Raw genomic sequence first — 20326 nt, forward strand, 5'->3', positions numbered from 1 at the left:
GCTTTCTTCGATGCCGGACGATAACGAACCAATCCTGGTCTCTGCCGGAGCCCATAGAAAGCTGGCAGTCATCCTCGCCGCTGACATCGCGGGTTACACCCGCTTGATGGAGCGCGACGAGGAGGACACCCATGAGCGTTTGCAGGGGTTGCTTCGCAATGTCGGCAGACCTGCGGTCGAAGGACATCGGGGGCGCATCTTCAAAATGGTCGGGGACGGGTTCCTGGCGGAGTTCGCGAGTGCCATTGAAGCCGTACGCTGCGCCGTCGACCTTCAGCGAACGACGGCTGAGCGGAACGAGAATGTTGCCGAAGATCGTCGTCTTGCGTTCCGTGTGGGCGTTAACGTGGGCGACATACTGGCTGATCGCGAGGATATCTTCGTAGACGGAGTCAATATCGCCGCGCGCTTGGAGGCCTTGGCCGAACCTGGCGGGGTGCTCATAAGTTACAGCGTATACGAGCACGTTGAACGGCAGCTCCCGCTCCAATTCCTCGATCAAGGCGAGTGTTCTTTGAAAAATATTGCCCGATCCATCAGGGTCTACCGTGTGGATTGGACTGGAAGCCAGATGACTCCCGAACGGCAGATGTGCGACCCGCCGGACACCGTTCCGACATTGCCGCAGGTGGCTTCGATTGCGGTGCTGCCATTCTCGAACCTGAGCAGCGATTTGGAGCAAGAGTATTTCGCTGATGGCCTCGCGGAGGACCTGATCACCGACCTTTCCAAAGTTGATGGTCTCCTGGTGATCTCTCGGCATTCGAGTTTTGCCTACCGGGATCGGTCAACGGATATGCGGATGATCGCGAGGCAACTTGGTGCTCGCTACCTCGTCGAGGGCAGCGTGCGCAGGGCCGCGGCACGGGTGCGCATCAATGCCCAACTGATCGACTCCTCCACTGGCAGCTGCCTTTGGGCTGAACGACTCGACCGCGACCTCGCGGACATCTTCGCCCTGCAGGACGAAGTCGTCGGCAAGGTGATCCAAGCGCTTGCCCATGTTCTACCATCCGCAAAGCCCCTCCCCAGGCGCAGGGTGACTGATCTGGAAGCCTATGACCTGTTCGTTCGGGGCAGGGCGCTCGCAACACAGTCGCTTCGCGAGACGAGGGCTGCTCGCCCGCTCCTTATTCGGCCTATCGAGATCGATCCGGGCTTTGCCGGGGCGCATGCCTGGCTCGCAATGAGCTATCATTTCGATGCGCTCTACTACGGGGAGCCTCTCGACCAGCACCGTGCTGCCGCCCGCATGGCCGCCGCGAAGGCAGTGGAGATTGATCCGGAGAACGCCGACGCGCTTATCGTGCTCGGATATCTAAACGCCTATGAAGGCGATTTCGAAGCTGGAGTTGCTGAGTTCGAACGGGGGCTTCGGCTCAATCCCAATCACTCTGCGGGCTGGGCCCACCTTGCGGACCTCCGCGTGTTCGAGGGGCGGGCGACCGAAGCCGTTGAGTGCGCCGAGAACAGTTTTCGGCTCAACCCTTATCCTCCAGGGGATCACTACTCGTTTCTCGGCTGGGCCCAATATGCTGCTGGTCGATACCAAGATGCTGTCGAAACGCTCGGTCATCCGCAGGCGGGCGGGCCAGGATCGAAACGCAATCTCGCTGCCGCCCTCGTGCGGCTGGGGCGGATTGCGGAAGCGCGAAGCATGGGCGCCGAGTTCCTCACGGAGTTTCCGAAATTCTCGGCGCGAGCCTGGGGGCGGACGCAGCCATTCCGCAACGATGGTGATCGACAGCACTTCATCGACGGGTACCTCGAGGCGGGTCTGCCCGAGTGATCAGCAACGAAACGGAGCACGTAGGTAGTGCGCGGGCCGCAACGACGCTCATACCGTGGCTCTCTATATGTTCCACAATGAGCAACCTCGCGAACTTCCTTCGATACGGTGATGGAGCCCGGGACCCTTCCCGGTTGAGCGCAACACCTATTGGATCGGCAGTAGGTACGCGGAAACCGGAACATCCATCCGTGATAAAGGCTTCGTGTGCTAAGTTCGAACGGACCGTGAACCCGCGGCGCGAACCCTCATAATAGTCTGCCGGCTTGTTGCAAACTTCCTAGCAGTCGCCGAAACGCTCATCCCTGTCGCCAGATCTTCACGTACGTCCTGCTTCTGTTTTTCAGTAAGAGTCGAGGGGCGACCGAGAGGTTTGCCTTCTGATTTAGCGCGCTTCAGGTCGGATTGCGTTCGCTCGATTGCCGTTGCGGCCGAGGGTTGCAACGCGGACAGAGCATCGTAGATGCCGAGTGCGACGCCGTCCTGCAGCATCTGGCTGCGCCACTGCCCTGCTATCAAGTCCATGATCGCCGGTATGGGCTGTTGTTCGGTCGCATTGCGCATCGTCTGCTTGTTGCTGTCTTAAACCTGAGCGATGTGATGTTTGTCTGCAGATAGCCCTCGCCTGCAGTCCATACTAGGCGCCAAAACCCAAACTTAGAGTCCGCAAGTACAGGACACTCTTTGTGCTATGGTGAGGCGTCTTAGGGTAGGGGGGTGCTTACGTTGTTTGACGGGTCGAATGCGTGGCTGCCGAACTCTTCCGTCCCCTGCTCTTTAACTATCGCTTCTGACCGAGTGATATCCAACCTCCATAAGAGCGGATAGCGGTAGCGGCCCATTCGATCGTTGGCCAAACGGCTCGCCCAAGGCTTATAGCCCCGATAAGCAGCACCGCCCCAATGAGGAAAGGCGCCCCAAATGTTCGCCTGGCTTCCCTCTCAATTTTCTTCGTTTCACGCTCAAACCACATCGGTTCCCGTCTCCAATGCGATGACACACGTGCATATTAGAAGTAGATTATTAGGGTCTTCGGTTCCCGGAGTGTTCGACTTCCGACGACAGATCCACGGTCCTGGGTATCAGGCGCCCGTCAAATCTCTGGTTCTTTCCGATTGAAGGTTCCTTGACACGCGGGATCTATGCTACCCGGAGGACAGTTGTTCCCAGAGCCAGCCTGCTTCGACGGCTTTACCGGTGTCGACCAGATATTCCCTTGGCGGGCGTCGATCTTTCCGCGACGGCCATGTCCTCCCGCATTGGCGACCTCCTGCTGAGTGAACATGTGTGGCTCGAAGGAGACGGTCAGAGTGTTGCCAGTCGTACTTTTCGTTTCACCGGAGAGGCTCACGCCGAGCGGCGCAACGCCGAGCGACACGTTGCCGCCGCCACGGTCTTCGATGCTCAGGGCGATCTTATAGGTGTTTCCGTCGTCAGCGTCCTTGGCAGTCTTGAAGCAGATGCGATTCGGAACTTCGCCCGCCTTGATGAGCGCCTCTCTCAGGTTGATTAGGGTCGCGGCGATCGGCGCCGACTTGACGTCCTCGCTCCTGGCGTAGACGAAGGAGCGGTTCGGCAGAGCATCAACCGCAAGGACAAGCTCCTGAGTATTCGAAATCGTACGCCCCGCTCCGAGGCCACCCGACCAAGCCGCGGCGCCAGATACAATTGGGCCGACTTCAACGCCCCCGTCGACGCTGCTCTCAAGTGTTGTGAGAATCTCCAGCTTTACCGATTTGATGTCGAAATCGATCAGACCGTTGCCGCATGCCTTGGTGGCCGAGGCATCGACCACACTGCGCGTTCCTTGCGGAGAGTTCTGATAGGCGACATAGACGCTTACCTGGCGCTTCATGTCATCAACCACGCTTTGAATACTCGAACTCTTTATCGCTTGAACCCGATCTGACTGAGTTGTGGCACAGCCGCCGATCGGCAGTGCTGCCGCGAATGCCGCGAGTACAGGAAGTAGCCTCATTGTCTCCCCCATCAAGTTGCGACGGTCTGCTCCCCAGCATTCGCCGCCACACGTTGCAACCGGATGCTTCCACAGGTTGCATTGGAAATCGAGTCGATTCTGGGGGGCGGGCTGCAGCGGAAAACTTCCGAGCAGGCGATTCCAGCTAGGATGAATATTAGAGATCGTTGGCAAGCGTGAATTGCTCCGCTAGGTTGTGAACTGATTGGGGTATCGATGCGCATCAGGTTCGCGCGTCAGGAAGTTGGGAGAGGGATTTTGAGGGACGCGCTATTGCGACTAGTAGCGGCTCTGCTGTTCTTGAGCGCTGCTGACGTGGCGATGGGCCGGAATAGGACGATTCACGCTCCGCCGGCTGCGAGCGCGTTGCCCGAAGTGTTGGACATCGGTGACATCTACTTCGACTGCAAGGAGGGAAGCTCGCCTCGCTGTCGCATCTCCGAATTCATGAAGCATGCCAGGGTCTGCGCACTTTTGGTCGTCAAGAGTGGCGTTGTCCGGTTTCAGAGCTTCAACCGGGATACGGAGATCTGCCGGGACGAGAGCAGTGATCCCGATGGGAGGACCAAAAAATACGGGGTGGCGTCGGTCGCTAAGTCGATCACCTCAACGCTGCTGGGGCAAATCATTACGCAGAGCTATCGTGCCAGGACGCGAGCCGACTTCGACCGAGTGCTAGCTCAATCGGTCGGAGACATAATTCCCAGTCTCGCGGACGGCATCCCGAGCGCCTACGTCAATGCTCCGCTAGATCATGTGTTGCGCATGCGTTCTGGCGTCCGGTGGAGCGAATACGGCTGGCACGGGCTCTTCTCCGGCGCCGACTTATTCGGATCGGTGGTCAGGAAGAGCATGGCGCAGAGTATCCTTACCTTCGCCCATCGATATCCATTTCGTCGATCCGCAACCCCGCCCGCTTTCAACTACTCGGCCCTCGACACAGCGATTGTAGCCGCCACCGCGGAACGCTTGCTGGGGGACAGATCATTGGTAAGCTTCATGGAAACGGAGTTTTGGGCTGCGATCGGGGCCGAAGCGGATGCTACTTGGGGCGTGGACATGACAGGCACGGCAATTGGACCATGCTGTCTCCGCGCCACGGTCGGTGACCTTGCGCGGTTTGGCCTCCTGATTCTGAACCAGGGGCAGGCTCCGGACAAGCGTCAGATCATCGCCAGAAGCTGGTTTGATATCGCGACAAGACGGACTGGCGACGACGATATGATTCCCGATGAGAGCCCGTCTCAGAACAGCGGCTGCCGCTTGGAATACCGATATTTCTGGTGGCTCCTGAAGAGCAGGAGCGATTTTACTGCGATCGGCCGCGACGGTCAGTTCGTGCACATTTACCCAGACCGCGACACCGTTATTGTTCAAATAAGTGATTGGGACTCCTGGAGCGACGCGCTCCTGTGCGAAACGTTCCTGGCCCACGATGCTTTGGAAGCGGCGGCCCGCTAGCTTCAACAGTCCTCAACGCCGGTCTGATTGTTCACTCCTATCTCCGACTGAGTGGCCTGAGGCCGCCGTTGTCGAACAGCGGTCGTCGCTTGGAGTGCTTTTGGACTGTTTGCTGCCTCCGCGAATCACCGCGTGCGACGTCGGCGAGCAGCGTTTCTGCGACCAACTTGCCAAGATTGTTCGATGCCAGGGGAATATCCCCGGTCAGCAGACGACGGTCCCTGTGTACCTTCCCGGTGATTGGGTAACCCATTGAATCCGTCCAAAAAATCGGTGAGAGCCATTTTGGCTTGCCGTTGAGTTCGTTTTCGCTGCTAAGAGCCAAACTTGGTTGCTTCTAACATCGTGAACGCGTGAGCGCATTCTTCCGTTGACGCGTGTCTCATTTCGATTTATGACTGACGAAATACAAAATTCGTCAGTCATAAATCGAAAGGCAAGCGATGCCGGTAAGCAACGATATCGTCGTGGATCAGACGCGTCAGGACAACATCACGCGGATCCTCGACGCAGCGGAGCGGCTGTTCCGGCATTTCGGCTACAGCAAGACCAATGTCGCCGACATTGCCAAGGAACTCGGCATGTCGCCGGCGAACATCTACCGCTTCTTCGCCTCGAAGACAGAGATCCATCAGGCGCTCTGTGGCCGCATGCTGGCGGCCAGCTACCAGATGGCTCAAGCGATCTGCGCCTTGCCATTGAGTGCGACCGAGCGGCTGCGTCGTTACGTGCACGCGCAGCATCAGATGACAGTCGAGCTCATGCTCGACGACACCAAGGTGCATGAAATGGTGGTCGTTGCCATCGAACGCGAGTGGCACGTCATCGACAAGCATATCGACAGACTCGATGCGCTGGTCGCCAACGTCATTCGCGAAGGCATCGCCGCCGGCGAGTTTCCGGAACAGGACGCCGATGTGGCGTCGCGCTGTTTCGGTGCGGCGACCGTCACGCTCTGTCATCCACAAATGGTTGCGCAGTGTCTCAGCAAGACGAACCGCGCAGCACCGGAAGAGCTGGTCGAGTTCGCGATCAAGGGACTGAAGGTTTAGCCGGACTGCTTCCGGCGCCGCCGAGGGCGGCGTCGGCTTATTTTCAGGAGTGCGACTATGTTTATGCCGATTGAATTTCGCCGCCGTATTTCATTCATTGCCACCATTGCGCTGATTTCGACCCTCTCGGCGGCGCTTGCCGCCTGCTCGGAAGAAAAGTCCGAAACCGCTGAAGTCGTGCGCCCGGTCAAGGTCGTCGAGATCGCCCAGGCCGACAATGTACGTCAGCTCAGCTATTCTGGCGCCGTTCGGGCACGGACCGAGATGAACCTCGGCTTCCGCGTCAGCGGCAAGATCGTCGAGCGCATCGTCAATGTCGGTGATCGCGTCAAGGTTGGCGATCTTCTCGCCCGCATCGATCCGACCGACTACGAGCTTGCGGTGCGCAGCGCGTCCGCCAATCTGGATGCGGCCGAGCGCCAGGTCGAAACGGTCGAGCTGGTGCGCGACCGCGCCAAGCAGCTGCTTGCCAGGAAATTCGCTTCGCAGGCTCAGTTCGACCAGGCGGTGCTCAGCTACAACCAGGCTGTCGCCACCCGCGATGCTGCGAAGTCGGCACTGTCACAGGCGAAAAACCAGGTGGTTTATACGAGCCTCGTCGCCGACCGGCCGGGCATCGTGACCGCGATCAACGCCGATGTCGGCCAGGTCGTCGGTTCCGGCACGCCGGTCGCCACCGTCGCCGTCGAAGGCGAAAAGGAAGTCCAGGTCGCAGTACCCGAAACGGAAATCAGCAATTTCAAGGCCGGACTGCCGATCAAGGTCGGGATCTGGTCCGATGCGGGGCTGTCGCTCGATGGCAGGGTGCGTGAGGTTGCCGGCAGCGCCGACCAGCAATCGCGCACCTTCTCGGTGCGTGTCAGCCTGCCGAACGACCCCCGCGTCCTTCTCGGCATGACCGCGACCATCGAAGCTTCGGCCGGCAATGGTGCGTCGTTCGTCTCGGTTCCCTTGAGCGCGCTGGCTGAGAAGGACGGCTATCCGATCGTCTGGGTCGTCGACCGCGGTACCGAAACCGTCCGCAGCCGCCCGGTCACGCTGACAGACTTCACACCCGATGGTGTGCGCGTCACCGAAGGCCTCAAGGTCGGCGATCTCGTTGTTGCCGCTGGAACGCAGTTCATGACGGACGATCTCAAGGTGACGATCTCCACCGATACGACGCACCAGGCTGCTGCCGCAGCCGAAGCCGTCGTGCGCTGATATCACCAGGATAGCGGAACCGAGCCGATGACGACCTCCTCTTCCGAAGAAAAGCGGCCCTTCAACCTTTCGCGCTGGGCGATCGCGCATCCGAGCATGGCGCGGTTCCTGTTCGGCCTCATCATTCTCGCCGGTGCCTTCGGCCTGATGCGCATGGGGCAGAAGGAAGATCCGGACTTCACGTTCCGCGTCATGGTCGTGCAGGCCTTCTGGCCAGGCGCCTCGATCGAGGAAATGCAGGACCAGGTCGTCAACAAGATCGAGCGCAAGCTGCAGGAAACCCCGCATCTCGATTTCGTGCGCTCCTATACCCGCGCCGGCAGTGCGATCATCACGCTGCAGGTCGAGGGCGACACCAATGCCGAGCAGGTGGCCGATGCCTTCTACCAGGTGCGCAAGAAGGTCGGCGACATCTCCAACGAGTTGCCCGAAGGCCTGCTCGGACCCTATTTCAACGACGAGTTCGGCGACACCTTCATCACGCTCAATTCACTGAGCGGCGAGGGCTACAGCTACCCGGAACTGAAGAAGTTCGCGATCCAGGCGCGCGATATGCTGCTGACGACGCCGGGCGTCGAAAAGGCTGTCATCATCGGTGACCAGCCGCAGAAGATCTTTATCGACGTTTCCTCCAAGGCGCTCGCCGAGCGGGGCCTGACCCTGAACGATCTGCGCAGCACCATTGCGGGCCAGAACAACATCGATCCCGCCGGTTCTGTCGATACCGGCACGCGCTCGGTGCGCATCTCTGTCGAAGGCGGCCTGGACAAGGTCGAGGACCTGAAGAACCTCCGGCTCCGTGCCGGCGGCAAGGTCACCCGCCTCGGCGATATCGCGGCCGTGAGCGCGGGGCTCGAAGATCCCTATTCGCGCAAGTTCCGCTTCAACGGACAGGACAGCGTGCAGATCGGCGTGGTGATGGCCAAGGGCTTCAAGGTCACGGATGTCGGCAAGGCCGTCGAAGAGACCTATGAGCGCTTCGAGGCGTCCTTGCCCTATGGCGTCAATGTCGACCAAATGTCCAACCAGCCGGAGGTGGTCAAGGAAGCGGTCGGCGAGTTCATGAAGGCGCTCGGCGAAGCGCTGGCGATCGTGCTCGTCGTCTCGTTCCTGTCGATCGGCTGGCGTTCGGGGCTGGTGATCGCGATCACCATCCCGCTGGTGTTGGCCGCGACATTCGCCATCATGTACGAGCTCGGCATCGACCTGCAGCGCATTTCGCTCGGCGCGCTGATCATCGCGCTCGGCCTTCTGGTCGACGACGCCATGATCGTCGTCGAGATGATGGAGAGGAAGCTGGAGGAAGGGCTCGTCAAGGTCGAGGCCGCGAGCTTCGCCTATACCTCGACCGCCTTCCCGATGCTGACCGGCACGCTGATCACCACCGCAGGCTTCATTCCCGTCGGCTTTGCGGCCTCGACCGCCGGCGAATATGTGCGATCGCTCTTCTATGTCGTCGGCATCGCGCTTGTCGTTTCCTGGTTCGTTGCCGTCTACTTCACCCCCTGGCTCGGCAATATGCTGCTCAAGCAGCGCAGCCATGCCGGCAACCATCACGATGTCTTCGGCACGCGCTTCTATCGTCACCTCAGGTCGACTGTTGCCTGGGCCGTGCGTCATCGCATCATCGTTCTTTCGACGACGCTCGCCCTCTTCTTCGTCAGCCTCTGGGCCTTCCAGTTCATTCCGAAGAACTTCTTCCCGCAGTCATCGCGGCCGGAAATCCTCGTCGATCTGTGGTTGCCCGAAGGCACCAGCATCAAGGAAGTCGAAAAGCAGGCAAAGGCGCTCGAAGCCCGCATGATGGATGACGAGGACAAGCGCTTCATCGCCACCTATATCGGCGAGGGCGCTCCACGCTTCTTCCTGCCGCTCGACCAGCAGCTTCGCAATCCGAACTTCGCCCAGCTTCTCGTGATGGCCAAGGACGAACCGGCGCGCGAGCGGCTGATTGCCAAGATGCGCGCGATCCTCGCCGCTGACTTCCCGTCGATCCGCGCCAAGGTCGATCGCCTGTTCCTGGGCCCGCCGACCGGCTGGCCGGTGCAGATGCGCATCATGGGACCGGACCGCGATGAGGTCAGGCGCATCGCCGACCGGGTGAAGGCGAAGTTCCACGAGAACCCGCTTCTCGGCGCCGTTCACGATGACTGGCTGGAGCCGGTTCCGGGCATGAAGCTGGTGATCGACCAGGATCGCGCCCGTGCGCTCGGCGTCACCTCGCAGCGCATCCGCCAGATGCTGCAGGCGAGCGTCACCGGCGCCCCGCTCGACAACTTCCGTGACGGCGAAGAAACGGTTGCGATCGTTGCACGCGAGCCGACGGATAGCCGCAAACTCCTGAGCTCGGTCGACTCGATCTACATTCCGACCGACTTCGGCGGCTTCGTTCCGCTTTCGCAGGTGGCCAAGGTCGTGCCCGTACTCGATCAGGGCATCGAATGGCGGCGTGACCGCCTGCCGACGATCACCGTGCGCGGCACCCTGCCGGATGGCGTGCAACCGAACGACGTGGCGATGAAGATATTCGGCGACATGCAGCCACTGCGCGACAGCCTGCCCGCCGGCTACAGCATCAGCATCCAGGGCGGGGCGGAAGATTCAGCCGAAAGCCAAGCCTCGATCGCCGCCAAGGCGCCGATCATGATCGGTGTCATCGTCGTGCTGCTGATGATCCAGCTCCAGCATTTCGGCAAGGCGATGCTGGTGCTTGCCACCGGACCGCTCGGCATCATCGGTGCAGCTGCAGCACTGCTCATTAGCGGCGCGCCCTTCGGCTTCGTTGCAATTCTCGGGGTCATCGCCCTGCTTGGCATCATCATGCGCAACTCGATTATCCTCGTCGACCAGATCGACCAGGACATTGCCGCCGGCATGGATCGTGCCGAGGCGATCATCGGATCTGCTGTCCGACGCTTCCGCCCGATCACGCTGACGGCTTTGACTGCGGTGCTGGCGCTGATCCCGATCTCCCGCGGCGTCTTCTGGGGGCCGCTCGCCTACGCCATGATGGGCGGCATTCTGGTCGCGACGGTGCTGACCATTCTGGTGCTGCCGGCCGGCTACGCGCTCTTCTTCGGCCGTGAGCCCAAGAAGAGCGCCACGGAACCGGAGAAGGCGGATGATGCGAATGCGAATGCAGATGCCGAGGTCGAGGAGCCGATCATCTATCCCCCGGCCGTGGCGGCGGAATAGTGCCACGGCCAAGTGAAGCAGACCCGGTTAAAACCGCGCAAGGTCAGGCCGTGACATACATGGCCTGACCCTGAGCCAGATATTGGAAGAGCTCGTAGCCCATCCAGATGTAGCCGCGACGTCCGCTCCATTCGCAGCCCCAATCCTCTCCAAAACTGTTCTGAATGAGGATCGCCTGCTGCTCGTCGTCGTAGCCGATGATCAGCATGCAATGGCCGACATTCGGCACCTTGTTGAGCGGGCCGGTCATCGGGCCGGGGCCTTCATACTGCATGAAGCCTTCGTTGAGCGACGTACCGTAGCAAAGCGCGCCGCCGCCGGCGATGATCGTCTTGATCGCGTCGAGGTCGCCGGTTTCGACGAAGGCCCAGCCTGGGATCTTGAAGCTCGCATCGACGGCGGCGTCGGGATCGTAGCTCGACCAGAGCTCGGGGCAACTCGGATAATAGGGCGCTGTCTGCCAGTTGGGTGTGCCGCCTTGCTTGAGCAGGTTGAGGTAGGAGGCGAGCCGTGATCCCGCACAGCCCTGCTGGCCGTAACTTTTCATGACTTCGATATAGATGTGGGCGGGGCTTGCCTGCTGCACGGTGCCGGATGGGGATTGGCCAGCAGCCGCTGCCGCTGTGTAGGTGGCAAGCCCATAGGTCGAAGCCCAGGCGGCGCAACTCCCGGGACTACCGACATGGCGTGGCGTCCCCTGCGCCTTCGGAGGCGGGAGATATTGCGGGTCGACCGTCGCCGAGGTCGGCAGCGCCGAAGGCAACGGCGGCCGGACGAACGGACCATCTTCACGGATGGTGGGATCATAGCCGAGATCGAGAATTGCTTCATGCACGGACATGTGGGCCTCCTGTCGGCAGCTCCGGCTGCGTAGGTTGAAGGGATGGATGTTACTGGGCAGGTTCCGGCAGTTCGCGGGCGTTTCGAGGCGTGCTCAGGCCAAGCGACGCCCCGGCAAAGGATCGCCGTAAGCTTTGTTTCAAATCGATGCACGTTTGGGTAGCATAGCGGAAATATGCACGTCTTCTATCCTCAGTTTGGCGGGGTAATCCCGGAATAGATGACCCGGCTGGCAGATCCATGTGTGAAATTTGTATTTCATCATTGACTTTAAATGGAACATGTATTCCATTCCGGTGAATTGATCATTGTTCTTGGGGGAGTCTCCGAATGAGGAAGTTGCTGTTTGCTGCCATGTCGGTTCTTTTGGCCGGCACCGCTCATGCCGAGAATATCGGCATCACCATCGCGCGGTCCGATAGCGCATTTCTGACGATCCTGCGGCAGGGCATGGAGGATCGTGCTGCCAAGCTGGAGGGAGTTTCGGTTCAGGTCGAAGACGCCCAGAACGATCCCAGCAAGCAGATGGATCAGGTGCAGAACTTCATTTCTTCCGGCGTCGACGCGATCGTCGTGGTCGCCGTCGATGGCGACAGCACGCCAGCGCTGACGAAAATGGCGAGCGCTGCCGGTATCCCGATCGTTTACGCCAACCATCCGCCGGCCGATGTCGAGGTCCTTCCGCAGACCGCCGCCTTCGTCGGATCGAATGAGGTCGACTCGGGTACGCTTGAAACGAAGGAAGTCTGCCGACTGCTTGGCGGCAAGGGTGCGGTCTACGTGCTCATGGGGCCGCTCAACAACCATTCGTCGCTGACCCGCACCAAGGATATCCACGATGTCATCGCCACCGATGACTGCAAGGGCATGAGCGTGATTGAGGAGCAGAGCGCCAACTGGGATCGCCTCGAGGCCACCAACATCATGACCAACTGGCTTTCGACCGGACGCGAATTCGATGCCGTCATCGCCAACAATGACGAGATGGCGATCGGTGCGATCCAGGCGATGAAGGCGGCAGGCACGGACATGTCGAAGGTCGTCGTCGGTGGCGTCGACGCCACGCCAGACGGCCTCGCCGCCATGGCTGCCGGCGACCTCGATGTCACCGTCTTCCAGAACGCGATCGCCCAGGGTGCGACGGCCATGGACGCGGCCGTGGCTCTGGCGCGCGAGGAGAAGACGGAGCGGCAGATCTGGGTACCGTTCGAACTGGTGACGCCGGCCAACATGAAGGACTACGCAAAGGCGAACCAGTAGGTCGCGTCGCCGGAAGCAGCACTAGTGGCTTCCGGCCTGGCTGAAAACGAAGTCTGCAGGCCGCAGCGTGCGGCCTGCCACAACCCTCCCGCATCAGAAATCGATGTTGCCTGACCGTTCCGCCCAGCCTTCGCCGCAGCCGATTGCCGATCTGCAGATCGCGGTTGCGGCTTTTGTGGCAGGTGCCGGTTGGCTCTTCTCGATCCACGCGCTTGCGGAGCTTCCGCCGCTCCTGTTTCTCGGCAGCCGCTTCATCATCGCCGGTCTGCTGATCGGCCTCCTGGCAAAGTTCCCGTCCGTGGCTGATATCGGCAGAGCCGTGCGGCTGTTGTTTCCCGGTGCATTCGCATTTGCGGTCGCGATGATGGCGTGGATCTTCGGCCTGAAGCACACAACCAATCCCGGCGTCGCCGCTTTCATTTCCTCGACCGGTAACCTGCTGGTGCCGGTTTTCGGCCTGCTCTTCTTCGGTTGGCCGGTCGGGAAAAGGCTCTGGATCTCGATTACGATTGCGCTTGCGGGGATGGCGCTTTTGTTTCTTGGGCCTGACGCTCGCGTTGAGGCGGCCCATGTCTACTTCGTCGTCTCGGCGTTGCTTTGGGCAGCGAGCATCGCGCTCGTCAAACGTAACTCCGCGAAGGTCGGCGCTGTGGCTGCGGCCGCCGTCCAACTGGTGGTATCGGGCGTGGTCATCCTTGCGGTCTCATCGCTCGCAGAGAGGATGCCGACGGCCATCCCCCCAGTGGAAATCTGGGGCTGGTATCTCGCGAGCATCCTGATCTCGACCTGCCTGCGCTTCGTTCTTCAGTTTCGAGGGCAGCAGATGATCTCGGCGGCGCGGGCGTCGGTCATCATGTGTTGCGAACCGGTCTGGGTGCTGCTTTTCTCGCTGGCATTTCTCGGGGCGCCGCTCGGCCTGTCCCAGATGCTCGGCTGCGCGGTCATTTTGTGCGCCATGGTCAGCCAGGTTGTGTTGCCGTCAAAATCGCCCGCCTGAAGCTCCTGCTCCACTATCGCGCCAAGCGCTTGCGCTGCCATGGTCGTCCCGATCATTGCGGATCACCATGGCGACCAGTTGCGTTCAGGGCCGGCGACCGTGAGCAATTGCTTAACCGAATGAGAAAAAGCACCATTTTCTGAGGGTTGTCCGTGGACCGTTGGCGTCCAATCTTCTTCTGTCCAGCCTCGTGCGGCCTTTCGGCAAGCCGTTCAAGGTAACCGCCGAAAGGCACCGGCAACGAGGCAAACAGCTTCGACGCCTACACCTTCGCCTGGATCGCCGTCACGGCGCTCGGACTTCTGATTCATCTCGTGCCGGAAACGGCACAGGTCCAGGGATCGTTCTCGGCGATCGGAGCCGTCTGGTCGGGGATCAACATCGTCGTCCTCGTTATCGCGTCTCTGATCTGTTTAGAAAAGCCACGTCGCCTTTTCCAGGCCATCAAGCTCGACGAACCCGTCAAGGTCGATGGGACACCGGGACGCGTGGTCAGCCTCTCGCTCGGCGAGGCGGTCGTCGCCGTTCCGGAGGAGGTGCGCTTCCAGTCTGCACAGGTAGCCCTCAGGCTCGACGGTTTCGAGCCGCTGCAGGCAGATCTGAGGCAAGTGACGCAGCGGCGCGGCGACATATCGCGTGCCGGCGACAAGCGGCGCTTCTACCTTCAGTTTATTATGACCTCAGCCGCAAGAAGTGCGACCAGATGATCGTCAAGCTCTATACCGGGCGCTACTCCCAGGACATTCCTGACATCGACAAGATCGCTGTTTCGGTGGACCTGCTGCTGCGTGCCTTCGGGCGCACACGCACTGTCGCCTAGCGGGTCCAGATTTCACCACTGCCTAAATCGCCGGGTCGAAAAGTTTCGACGTGTACGTGGAAACCGAGGAACTGTCGTCGGATGTGCACGAGGCGAAGGCATCGCCCCGTGATTCTCCTTCCGACGACCCAATCCGGGTGCCTCTGCGACCAAGATCAGCCGCCTCGACCCCTCACTGAAATCGACTTTTTCGGAAGTGGTATTTAACTTCGAAATACCACTTATTAGCTTTTTCTCAGACTTTGGACTGGGCGGCCAGACGCCGATTGACAGCGCCTCTTTTGCGGACTTATCGTTAAGTCAAATTACTTGACTTAATAGATCGATCAACGAAACCTGAGGGGGAATTCGTCATGACGGCAGTCGAGGAAATGCGGCCTTTGCGCAATGCGGCAAGGGTCGGGAGGAGCGGTACGGCATGGCGTTTTGGGACGCTCGCGACCGTGCTGATGATGATCGGCGCCGCAGAGGCTCGCGCTGAATCCGTGCTCACCATGCACATCGAAGAACAGACGAGCTGGGTGCAGAATTTCAACCCGTTCGACCTCGGTGGCCGGCGGCAGAGCACCATGGATTTCGTCTACGAACCGCTGGTGATCTTCAACGATTACGACGGCGGCAAGCCGGTCTTTCGGCTGGCGACGGCCTATAAGTTTGCCGACGACCTGAAGTCGATTACCTATACGCTGCGCGATGGCGTGAAATGGTCGGACGGCAAGCCGCTGACCTCTGCCGACATGAAATTTACCCTTGAGATGATGCTGAAGAACCCGGCGGTCGATACCGTCGGCGTCGGTGAGACCGTCGCTTCCGTGGAGGCGCCGTCGCCGACCGAGGTGAAGATCAATCTCAAGGACGTCGACACGCATTTTCCGGAGTCGCTTGCCGATTTCCCCGTGGTGCCAGAGCACATTTGGAAGGATGTGAAGGATCCGCTGGCCTTCAAGAACGAGACGCCTGTCGGGTCCGGCCCGATGACCGAGATCCGCCGCTTCACGCCCCAGGTCTACGAGCAGTGCCGCAACCCCAACTATTGGGACGCCGCGACGCTGAAGGTTGACTGCCTGAAGCTGCCGCAGATCTCCGGCAACGACCAGATGCTGGCGCTTCTGCCGGAGGGCTCGATCGACTGGTTCGGCTCCTTCCTGCCGCAGATCGACAAGACCTATGTCGGCCTCGATGCCGAGCACAACGGCTACTGGCAGCCGCCGGCGGAAACCGTGGCCTTCCAGATGAACTTCAAATCGTCGAACCCCGGCAATGCCGAGGCCTTCAACGACATGACCTTCCGCCGCGCCTTCAGTCTTTCCATGGATCGCACCGCGATGGTCGATATCGCCGGGTTCGGCTACCCGGTCGTCAACACCCATGCGAGCGGCCTGCCGCCGCGCTTCGACAGCTGGCGCAACAAGGCCGCCGAGGGCGCGCAGGACGAGTGGCTCGCCTATGACATCGACAAGGCCAACAAGCTGCTCGATGATGCCGGCTACAAGAAGGATGGCGAAGGTTTCCGCACCACGCCGAGCGGCAAGCGCATTGCCTTCCCGATCATCGTGCCGAACGGCTGGACCGACTGGATTGACGCGGTGCAGATTGCGGCGGAAGGCCTGCGCAAGATCGGCGTCAACGCCTCCATCGCCACGCCCGAATACGAGCAGTGGCAGAAACAGATCCTCGACGGCAGCTTTGAGGCGGTGATGAATTCGCGTGCCGACGGTCCGACGCCTTTCCGCGGCTACTTCCAGTCGCTGTCGACCGGCTTCGGCGGGCGTATCACCAGCGCGCCGTCACGCTATTCCAACCCCGAACTCGACAAGGTTTTCGATGACTACCGCCGCGCGGCGACGGACGAGGACCGCAAGAAGCTGTTCGATCAGGTGCAGGTGATCGTCGCCGACAATCTGCCGGTCGTCCCCGTCTTCAACGGTCCGACCTGGTATCAGTTCTCGACCAAGCGCTTTACCGGCTGGGTTACGAAGGATGAGCCGGTCATGAACCCCGAGGATCACGACAACAACCGGATGCGGCTGGTCCACCTGCTGCGCCTCAAGCCGGTGCAATAAGGCGAGACGGGCCCGACGATGTGGCTTTCCCGCCGGCGGCTTGCCGTCTACTGCGTGGCGTTCCTCTTCGCGATCGTCATGAATTTCGCGGTTCCCCGGATGATGCCGGGGAGCCCTGTCGACAGCATGATCGCCCAACTCGGACCGCGGGCAACGCCCGCGGCCATCGAGGCGATCAAGGCGCGCTTCGGCGCGATCGACCAGCCGATCTGGCAGCAGTTCGTCGACTATGTCGTCGGGCTTGCCCATTTCGACCTCGGCGTCTCGGTCAAGTACTATCCGCAGACCGTCGTCGAGGTTCTCGGCCGGTCGGCCGGCTGGACGGCGTTCCTCGTCGTTACCGCCATCGTCTTTTCGCTCTCGATCGGCGTGCTGCTCGGCGCAATTTCCGCCTGGCGTCGCGGCGGCCGGTTCGACAGTTTCGTTTCGCCGTTTTCGGTCGTGCTGATCGCAGTGCCGCCTGTGATCATTGCGCTTGCGACGCTGTTCACCTTCGGGGTCACGCTCCGGCTGCTGCCGGTCGGCTACGCCTACGATCCGAGCCTAGATCCCGGCTTGAACTTCACCTTCTTCGGCAGCGTCTTCCTGCATGCGATCATGCCGGTGCTGACGCTCTCGCCCTACCTCATCGGCGAATTCCAGACGACCATGCGCTCCAGCATGATCTCGGTGCTCGGCGAGGACTATGTCACCATGGGTCGCGCCAAGGGCCTGTCCGAAGCGGCCGTGATGTTTGGTTATGCGGCGCGCAACGCCATGCTGCCGGTGCTGACCAACCTCGCGCTGATGCTGGGAGCGGTCTTCGGCGGCTCGATCGTCACCGAGATCGTCTTCAACTATCCAGGCCTCGGCCTGACGCTCTACACGGCGAGCGTCGCGCGCGACTATCCTGTCATCCAGGGGCAGCTTCTCCTGATGACGATCGCCACGCTCGGGGCCAACCTGTTGGTCGATTTGATCTACGGCGTGGTCGACCCGCGCATTCGGGAGGGCAGGGCATGAATGCGGGTGTCTCCTTGTTCTGGCGGCAGAAAAAGGCCGTCGCCGGGCTCGTTATCATTGTCACGCTCTGCCTGATGGCGCTGTTCGCCCCCGTAATTGCGCCCGGCGACCCGAGCGAGCGTGTTGGCCGTTCGCACCAGCCGCCGACAGTCGAACACTATTTCGGCACGACGAAGATGGGCCGCGACGTCTTTTCGCAGTTCGTCTGGGGCGCCCGGCCGTCGCTGGCCGTCGGCTTCGCCACCGGCCTTGCGATCACCGCGCTCGGCACGATCGTCGGCCTTGTCGCCGGCTATTTCGGCGGACGCACCGACGCGACGCTCGACCTTGCGACAAACGCGGTGCTGGTCATTCCCAACATCCCCTTGCTGATCCTGCTTGCCTCCTTCGCCGGCACGGTCGGTCCAATGGCGATCATGGCGATCATTGCGCTCACCTCCTGGCCCTGGGGCGCGCGGATGACGCGGTCACAGACCATGGCGCTGAGGCAACGCGAATTCGTGGTGGCGGCGCGCATGGTCGGCGAGCCGCACTGGCGCGTCATCTTCGTGGAGATCCTGCCCAATCTGGTGCCGCTGATCGGCATCAACGTCGTCGGCAGCATCATCTATGCCATCGTCGCCCAGACGACGCTCGAGTATCTCGGCTTCGGCGATCCGCTCCGGGTGACCTGGGGCACCATGCTCTACAACGCCCAGAATTCCTCCGCGATCATGGTTGGCGCCTGGTGGGATATCGCTGTCCCGGCCGCAGGCATTGCCCTTGTTGGACTCGGTCTCGCCCTGATCAATTTCACCTTCGACGAGATTGCCAATCCGCAGCTTCGCTCCGGCCCGGCATTGAGCCGGTGGTTGCGTCTCACGCGACTGCGCCGCCGCGAACTGGAGGCGGCCCGATGAGCGACGCGCTCCTGGAAATCCGCAGCCTCAACGTCGATTACTTGCTCGACGATGGTGCTTTTCGTGCGGTCAACGATGTCTCGTTCGAGGTGCGCCGCGGCGAACTCTTCGGCCTTGCCGGAGAATCCGGCTGTGGCAAGAGCACGATTGCCTATGCGATCACACGGCTCTCGAAACCGCCGGCCTGGGTGGCTGGCGGCGAGATCCTGCTTAACGGCGAGAACCTCCTGAAGATGCCGGAAGCCGCACTCCAGAACGTGCGCTGGCGGCGGATCGGTATGGTTTTCCAGAGCGCCATGAACTCGCTCAATCCGCTGATGCGGGTCGAGGCGCAGTTCTTCGACGTGCTGCGTCGCCACACCGGCGCGACGCGGCCGCAGGCCCGCGCCCGGGCCGAAGAGATGTTTCGGCTCGTTGGAATCCCGATCAACCGTCTCGACGACTATCCGCACCAGTTCAGCGGCGGCATGCGGCAACGCATCGTCATTGCGATCTGCCTGGCGCTTAAGCCGGAACTGGTCATCATGGACGAGCCGACGACGGCGCTCGATGTGGTCGTGCAGCGGGAAATCCTGGAGCAGCTCGTCGACCTGCAGCGAAGCCTCGGCTTCTCGGTACTGTTCATCACCCACGACCTGCACCTGATGGCGCAGCTCTGCCATCGCATCGGTGTTATGTTGAAGGGGCAACTGGTCGAGGTCGGCGACACGCATCAGATCAGCCGTGCGCCTGAGCATGACTATACACGGAAACTTTGGGGCGCGATCCCGCAACTGCCGTCATCCGTCCGCAGCCTGGGGGTCGTCGAATGAACGTCATGCCGGTAGCGACGACAATGGCTGGTGAAGACGACGCAATCGTGCGCCTCAACGATATCAGGCGCAGCTTCGGGGTCGTCGAGGCCTTGCGCGGCGTTTCGCTCGCCTTGAAGCCCGGCCGGGCGCTGGCGCTGGTCGGCGAATCCGGATGTGGCAAGACCACCTGCGCCCGCATCGTCGCAAGGCTCGATGCGCCGACATCGGGGACGATGGCGTTTCGCGGCGCCGACGTTACCCAGGCCGGAGGAAGGGCCGAGGAAAAGATGCGTCGCCGGGCGATCCAGATGGTGTTTCAGGATCCCTTCGCCTCACTCAACCCGGTGTTCTCCATCTACCACCATCTTGCGCGGCCGCTGCTTTTGCATAGTCACGCCAAGAACGGGGGCGAGGCGAAAGCTGCCGTCGCGCGTCTGCTCGCCGATGTCGGTCTGGACGCCGATGTGACGGCACGAAAGTTTCCGCACGAACTGTCCGGTGGCCAGCGCCAGCGCGTCAACATTGCTCGGGCGCTTGCCGTCGGGCCGGATGTGCTCGTTGCCGACGAGCCGACATCGATGCTCGACGTGTCGATCCGCCTCGACATCCTGGAACTGCTCGCGCGCATCAAGCGCGAGCGCAACCTCGCCATGCTCTACATCACCCACGATATCGCTACGGCCGCCCACATTGCCGAGGAGGTCGTGGTGATGTTTGCAGGCCAAATGGTCGAGTGGGGCGAAACCAGCGCCGTCATCGGCGATCCCCGGCACCCCTATACGCAATTGCTTCTTTCCGCGGTCCCCGATCCTGACCGACCGTTCGTGCCGGGGCAAAGCGCCCGCTTCCTCGCCCATGCCGAAGAGGTGCGGCGAAAGAGCCGTCCGGCTTCCGACGTGGTGGAAGAAGTTACCGTGAACCACTTCGTCCGTGCCCTTGGCCAAACGCCGACGGGAGCTATGTGAACCGAGGA

At 61.2% G+C, this 20326-nt stretch carries 14 protein-coding genes and 2 pseudogenes; 13 read left to right on the forward strand and 3 right to left on the reverse strand.

Annotation, left to right across the window (positions count from 1 at the left end):
* Positions 1–10 precede the first annotated feature (10 nt).
* The gene (locus LAC81_RS30555; RefSeq protein ID WP_223728409.1) at positions 11–1789 is read left to right on the forward strand and encodes an adenylate/guanylate cyclase domain-containing protein; all 1779 of its coding nucleotides are present in this window, start codon (positions 11–13) and stop codon (positions 1787–1789) included.
* Between the two features lie 210 nt (positions 1790–1999).
* Here LAC81_RS30555 and LAC81_RS30560 read toward each other — a convergent pair.
* Together LAC81_RS30560 and LAC81_RS30565 are read right to left on the reverse strand one after the other, a co-directional pair.
* Positions 2000–2209: pseudogene (locus LAC81_RS30560) on the reverse strand (helix-turn-helix domain-containing protein); the annotation flags it as partial.
* A gap of 673 nt (positions 2210–2882) precedes the next feature.
* Positions 2883–3767 carry a hypothetical protein gene (locus LAC81_RS30565; RefSeq protein WP_223728410.1) on the reverse strand — a complete coding sequence of 295 codons (885 nt, stop codon included), beginning with the start codon at positions 3765–3767 and terminating at the stop codon, positions 2883–2885.
* 216 nt (positions 3768–3983) lie between these two features.
* Between LAC81_RS30565 and LAC81_RS30570 the strand changes: the two genes are divergently transcribed.
* The 4 genes from LAC81_RS30570 (at position 3984) to LAC81_RS30585 (ending at position 10678) form a co-directional block, all read left to right on the forward strand.
* Positions 3984–5228: a serine hydrolase domain-containing protein gene (locus LAC81_RS30570; protein ID WP_223728411.1), complete on the forward strand. Its 1245-nt coding sequence runs from the start codon at positions 3984–3986 to the stop codon at positions 5226–5228.
* Positions 5229–5671: 443 nt separating this feature from the next.
* The gene (locus LAC81_RS30575) at positions 5672–6280 is read left to right on the forward strand and encodes a TetR family transcriptional regulator (protein WP_223728412.1); all 609 of its coding nucleotides are present in this window, start codon (positions 5672–5674) and stop codon (positions 6278–6280) included.
* Positions 6281–6337: 57 nt separating this feature from the next.
* Entirely contained in the window at positions 6338–7483 is a 1146-nt protein-coding gene (locus LAC81_RS30580; RefSeq protein WP_419195861.1) for an efflux RND transporter periplasmic adaptor subunit, read from the forward strand.
* 27 nt (positions 7484–7510) lie between these two features.
* Positions 7511–10678: an efflux RND transporter permease subunit gene (locus LAC81_RS30585; RefSeq protein WP_223728413.1), complete on the forward strand. Its 3168-nt coding sequence runs from the start codon at positions 7511–7513 to the stop codon at positions 10676–10678.
* Between the two features lie 43 nt (positions 10679–10721).
* On the opposite strand, the gene LAC81_RS30590 is transcribed toward LAC81_RS30585, so the two are convergent.
* Positions 10722–11519 carry a C1 family peptidase gene (locus tag LAC81_RS30590; RefSeq protein ID WP_223728414.1) on the reverse strand — a complete coding sequence of 266 codons (798 nt, stop codon included), beginning with the start codon at positions 11517–11519 and terminating at the stop codon, positions 10722–10724.
* Between the two features lie 329 nt (positions 11520–11848).
* On the opposite strand from LAC81_RS30590, the gene LAC81_RS30595 reads away from it, so the two are divergent.
* The 8 genes and pseudogenes from LAC81_RS30595 to LAC81_RS30630 all read left to right on the forward strand — a co-directional run bounded on the left by LAC81_RS30595 (position 11849) and on the right by LAC81_RS30630 (position 20318).
* Positions 11849–12778 carry a substrate-binding domain-containing protein gene (locus LAC81_RS30595; protein WP_223728415.1) on the forward strand — a complete coding sequence of 310 codons (930 nt, stop codon included), beginning with the start codon at positions 11849–11851 and terminating at the stop codon, positions 12776–12778.
* Positions 12779–12884: 106 nt separating this feature from the next.
* Complete coding sequence (locus tag LAC81_RS30600; protein ID WP_223728416.1) at positions 12885–13775, forward strand: DMT family transporter; 891 nt, start codon at positions 12885–12887, stop codon at positions 13773–13775.
* A gap of 175 nt (positions 13776–13950) precedes the next feature.
* Positions 13951–14595, forward strand: a pseudogene (locus LAC81_RS30605) (Curdlan synthase); the annotation flags it as partial.
* 449 nt (positions 14596–15044) lie between these two features.
* Positions 15045–16658 (forward strand): ABC transporter substrate-binding protein, encoded by a 1614-nt coding sequence (locus LAC81_RS30610; protein ID WP_223730367.1) that lies wholly within the window; start codon positions 15045–15047, stop codon positions 16656–16658.
* 18 nt (positions 16659–16676) lie between these two features.
* On the forward strand, positions 16677–17660 hold the full coding sequence (locus LAC81_RS30615) for an ABC transporter permease (RefSeq protein ID WP_223728417.1): 984 nt from the start codon (positions 16677–16679) through the stop codon (positions 17658–17660).
* Positions 17657–18559, forward strand: a complete 903-nt coding sequence (locus tag LAC81_RS30620) for an ABC transporter permease (protein ID WP_223728418.1) — start codon at positions 17657–17659, stop codon at positions 18557–18559. The genes LAC81_RS30615 and LAC81_RS30620 overlap by 4 nt, the downstream gene beginning before the upstream one ends.
* On the forward strand, positions 18556–19371 hold the full coding sequence (locus LAC81_RS30625; RefSeq protein ID WP_223728419.1) for an ABC transporter ATP-binding protein: 816 nt from the start codon (positions 18556–18558) through the stop codon (positions 19369–19371). Before LAC81_RS30620 ends, LAC81_RS30625 begins: the two co-directional genes overlap by 4 nt.
* Positions 19368–20318 (forward strand): ABC transporter ATP-binding protein, encoded by a 951-nt coding sequence (locus LAC81_RS30630; RefSeq protein WP_223728420.1) that lies wholly within the window; start codon positions 19368–19370, stop codon positions 20316–20318. The genes LAC81_RS30625 and LAC81_RS30630 overlap by 4 nt, the downstream gene beginning before the upstream one ends.
* Positions 20319–20326 lie beyond the last annotated feature (8 nt).

Origin of the sequence: Ensifer adhaerens (assembly GCF_020035535.1) — a bacterium.
Lineage (GTDB): Bacteria > Pseudomonadota > Alphaproteobacteria > Rhizobiales > Rhizobiaceae > Ensifer.

Bases quoted from the DNA above. Each gene is read 5' to 3' on its own strand.
- LAC81_RS30595 (WP_223728415.1), top strand. From the start codon at position 11,849: ATGAGGAAGTTGCTGTTTGCTGCCATGTCGGTTCTTTTGGCCGGCACC.
- LAC81_RS30630 (WP_223728420.1), top strand. From the start codon at position 19,368: ATGAACGTCATGCCGGTAGCGACGACAATGGCTGGTGAAGACGACGCA.
- LAC81_RS30585 (WP_223728413.1), top strand. From the start codon at position 7,511: ATGACGACCTCCTCTTCCGAAGAAAAGCGGCCCTTCAACCTTTCGCGC.
- LAC81_RS30580 (WP_419195861.1), top strand. From the start codon at position 6,338: ATGTTTATGCCGATTGAATTTCGCCGCCGTATTTCATTCATTGCCACC.
- LAC81_RS30620 (WP_223728418.1), top strand. From the start codon at position 17,657: ATGAATGCGGGTGTCTCCTTGTTCTGGCGGCAGAAAAAGGCCGTCGCC.
- LAC81_RS30615 (WP_223728417.1), top strand. From the start codon at position 16,677: ATGTGGCTTTCCCGCCGGCGGCTTGCCGTCTACTGCGTGGCGTTCCTC.
- LAC81_RS30610 (WP_223730367.1), top strand. From the start codon at position 15,045: ATGATGATCGGCGCCGCAGAGGCTCGCGCTGAATCCGTGCTCACCATG.
- LAC81_RS30590 (WP_223728414.1), bottom strand. From the start codon at position 11,519: ATGTCCGTGCATGAAGCAATTCTCGATCTCGGCTATGATCCCACCATC.
- LAC81_RS30555 (WP_223728409.1), top strand. From the start codon at position 11: ATGCCGGACGATAACGAACCAATCCTGGTCTCTGCCGGAGCCCATAGA.
- LAC81_RS30570 (WP_223728411.1), top strand. From the start codon at position 3,984: ATGCGCATCAGGTTCGCGCGTCAGGAAGTTGGGAGAGGGATTTTGAGG.
- LAC81_RS30575 (WP_223728412.1), top strand. From the start codon at position 5,672: ATGCCGGTAAGCAACGATATCGTCGTGGATCAGACGCGTCAGGACAAC.
- LAC81_RS30625 (WP_223728419.1), top strand. From the start codon at position 18,556: ATGAGCGACGCGCTCCTGGAAATCCGCAGCCTCAACGTCGATTACTTG.
- LAC81_RS30565 (WP_223728410.1), bottom strand. From the start codon at position 3,767: ATGAGGCTACTTCCTGTACTCGCGGCATTCGCGGCAGCACTGCCGATC.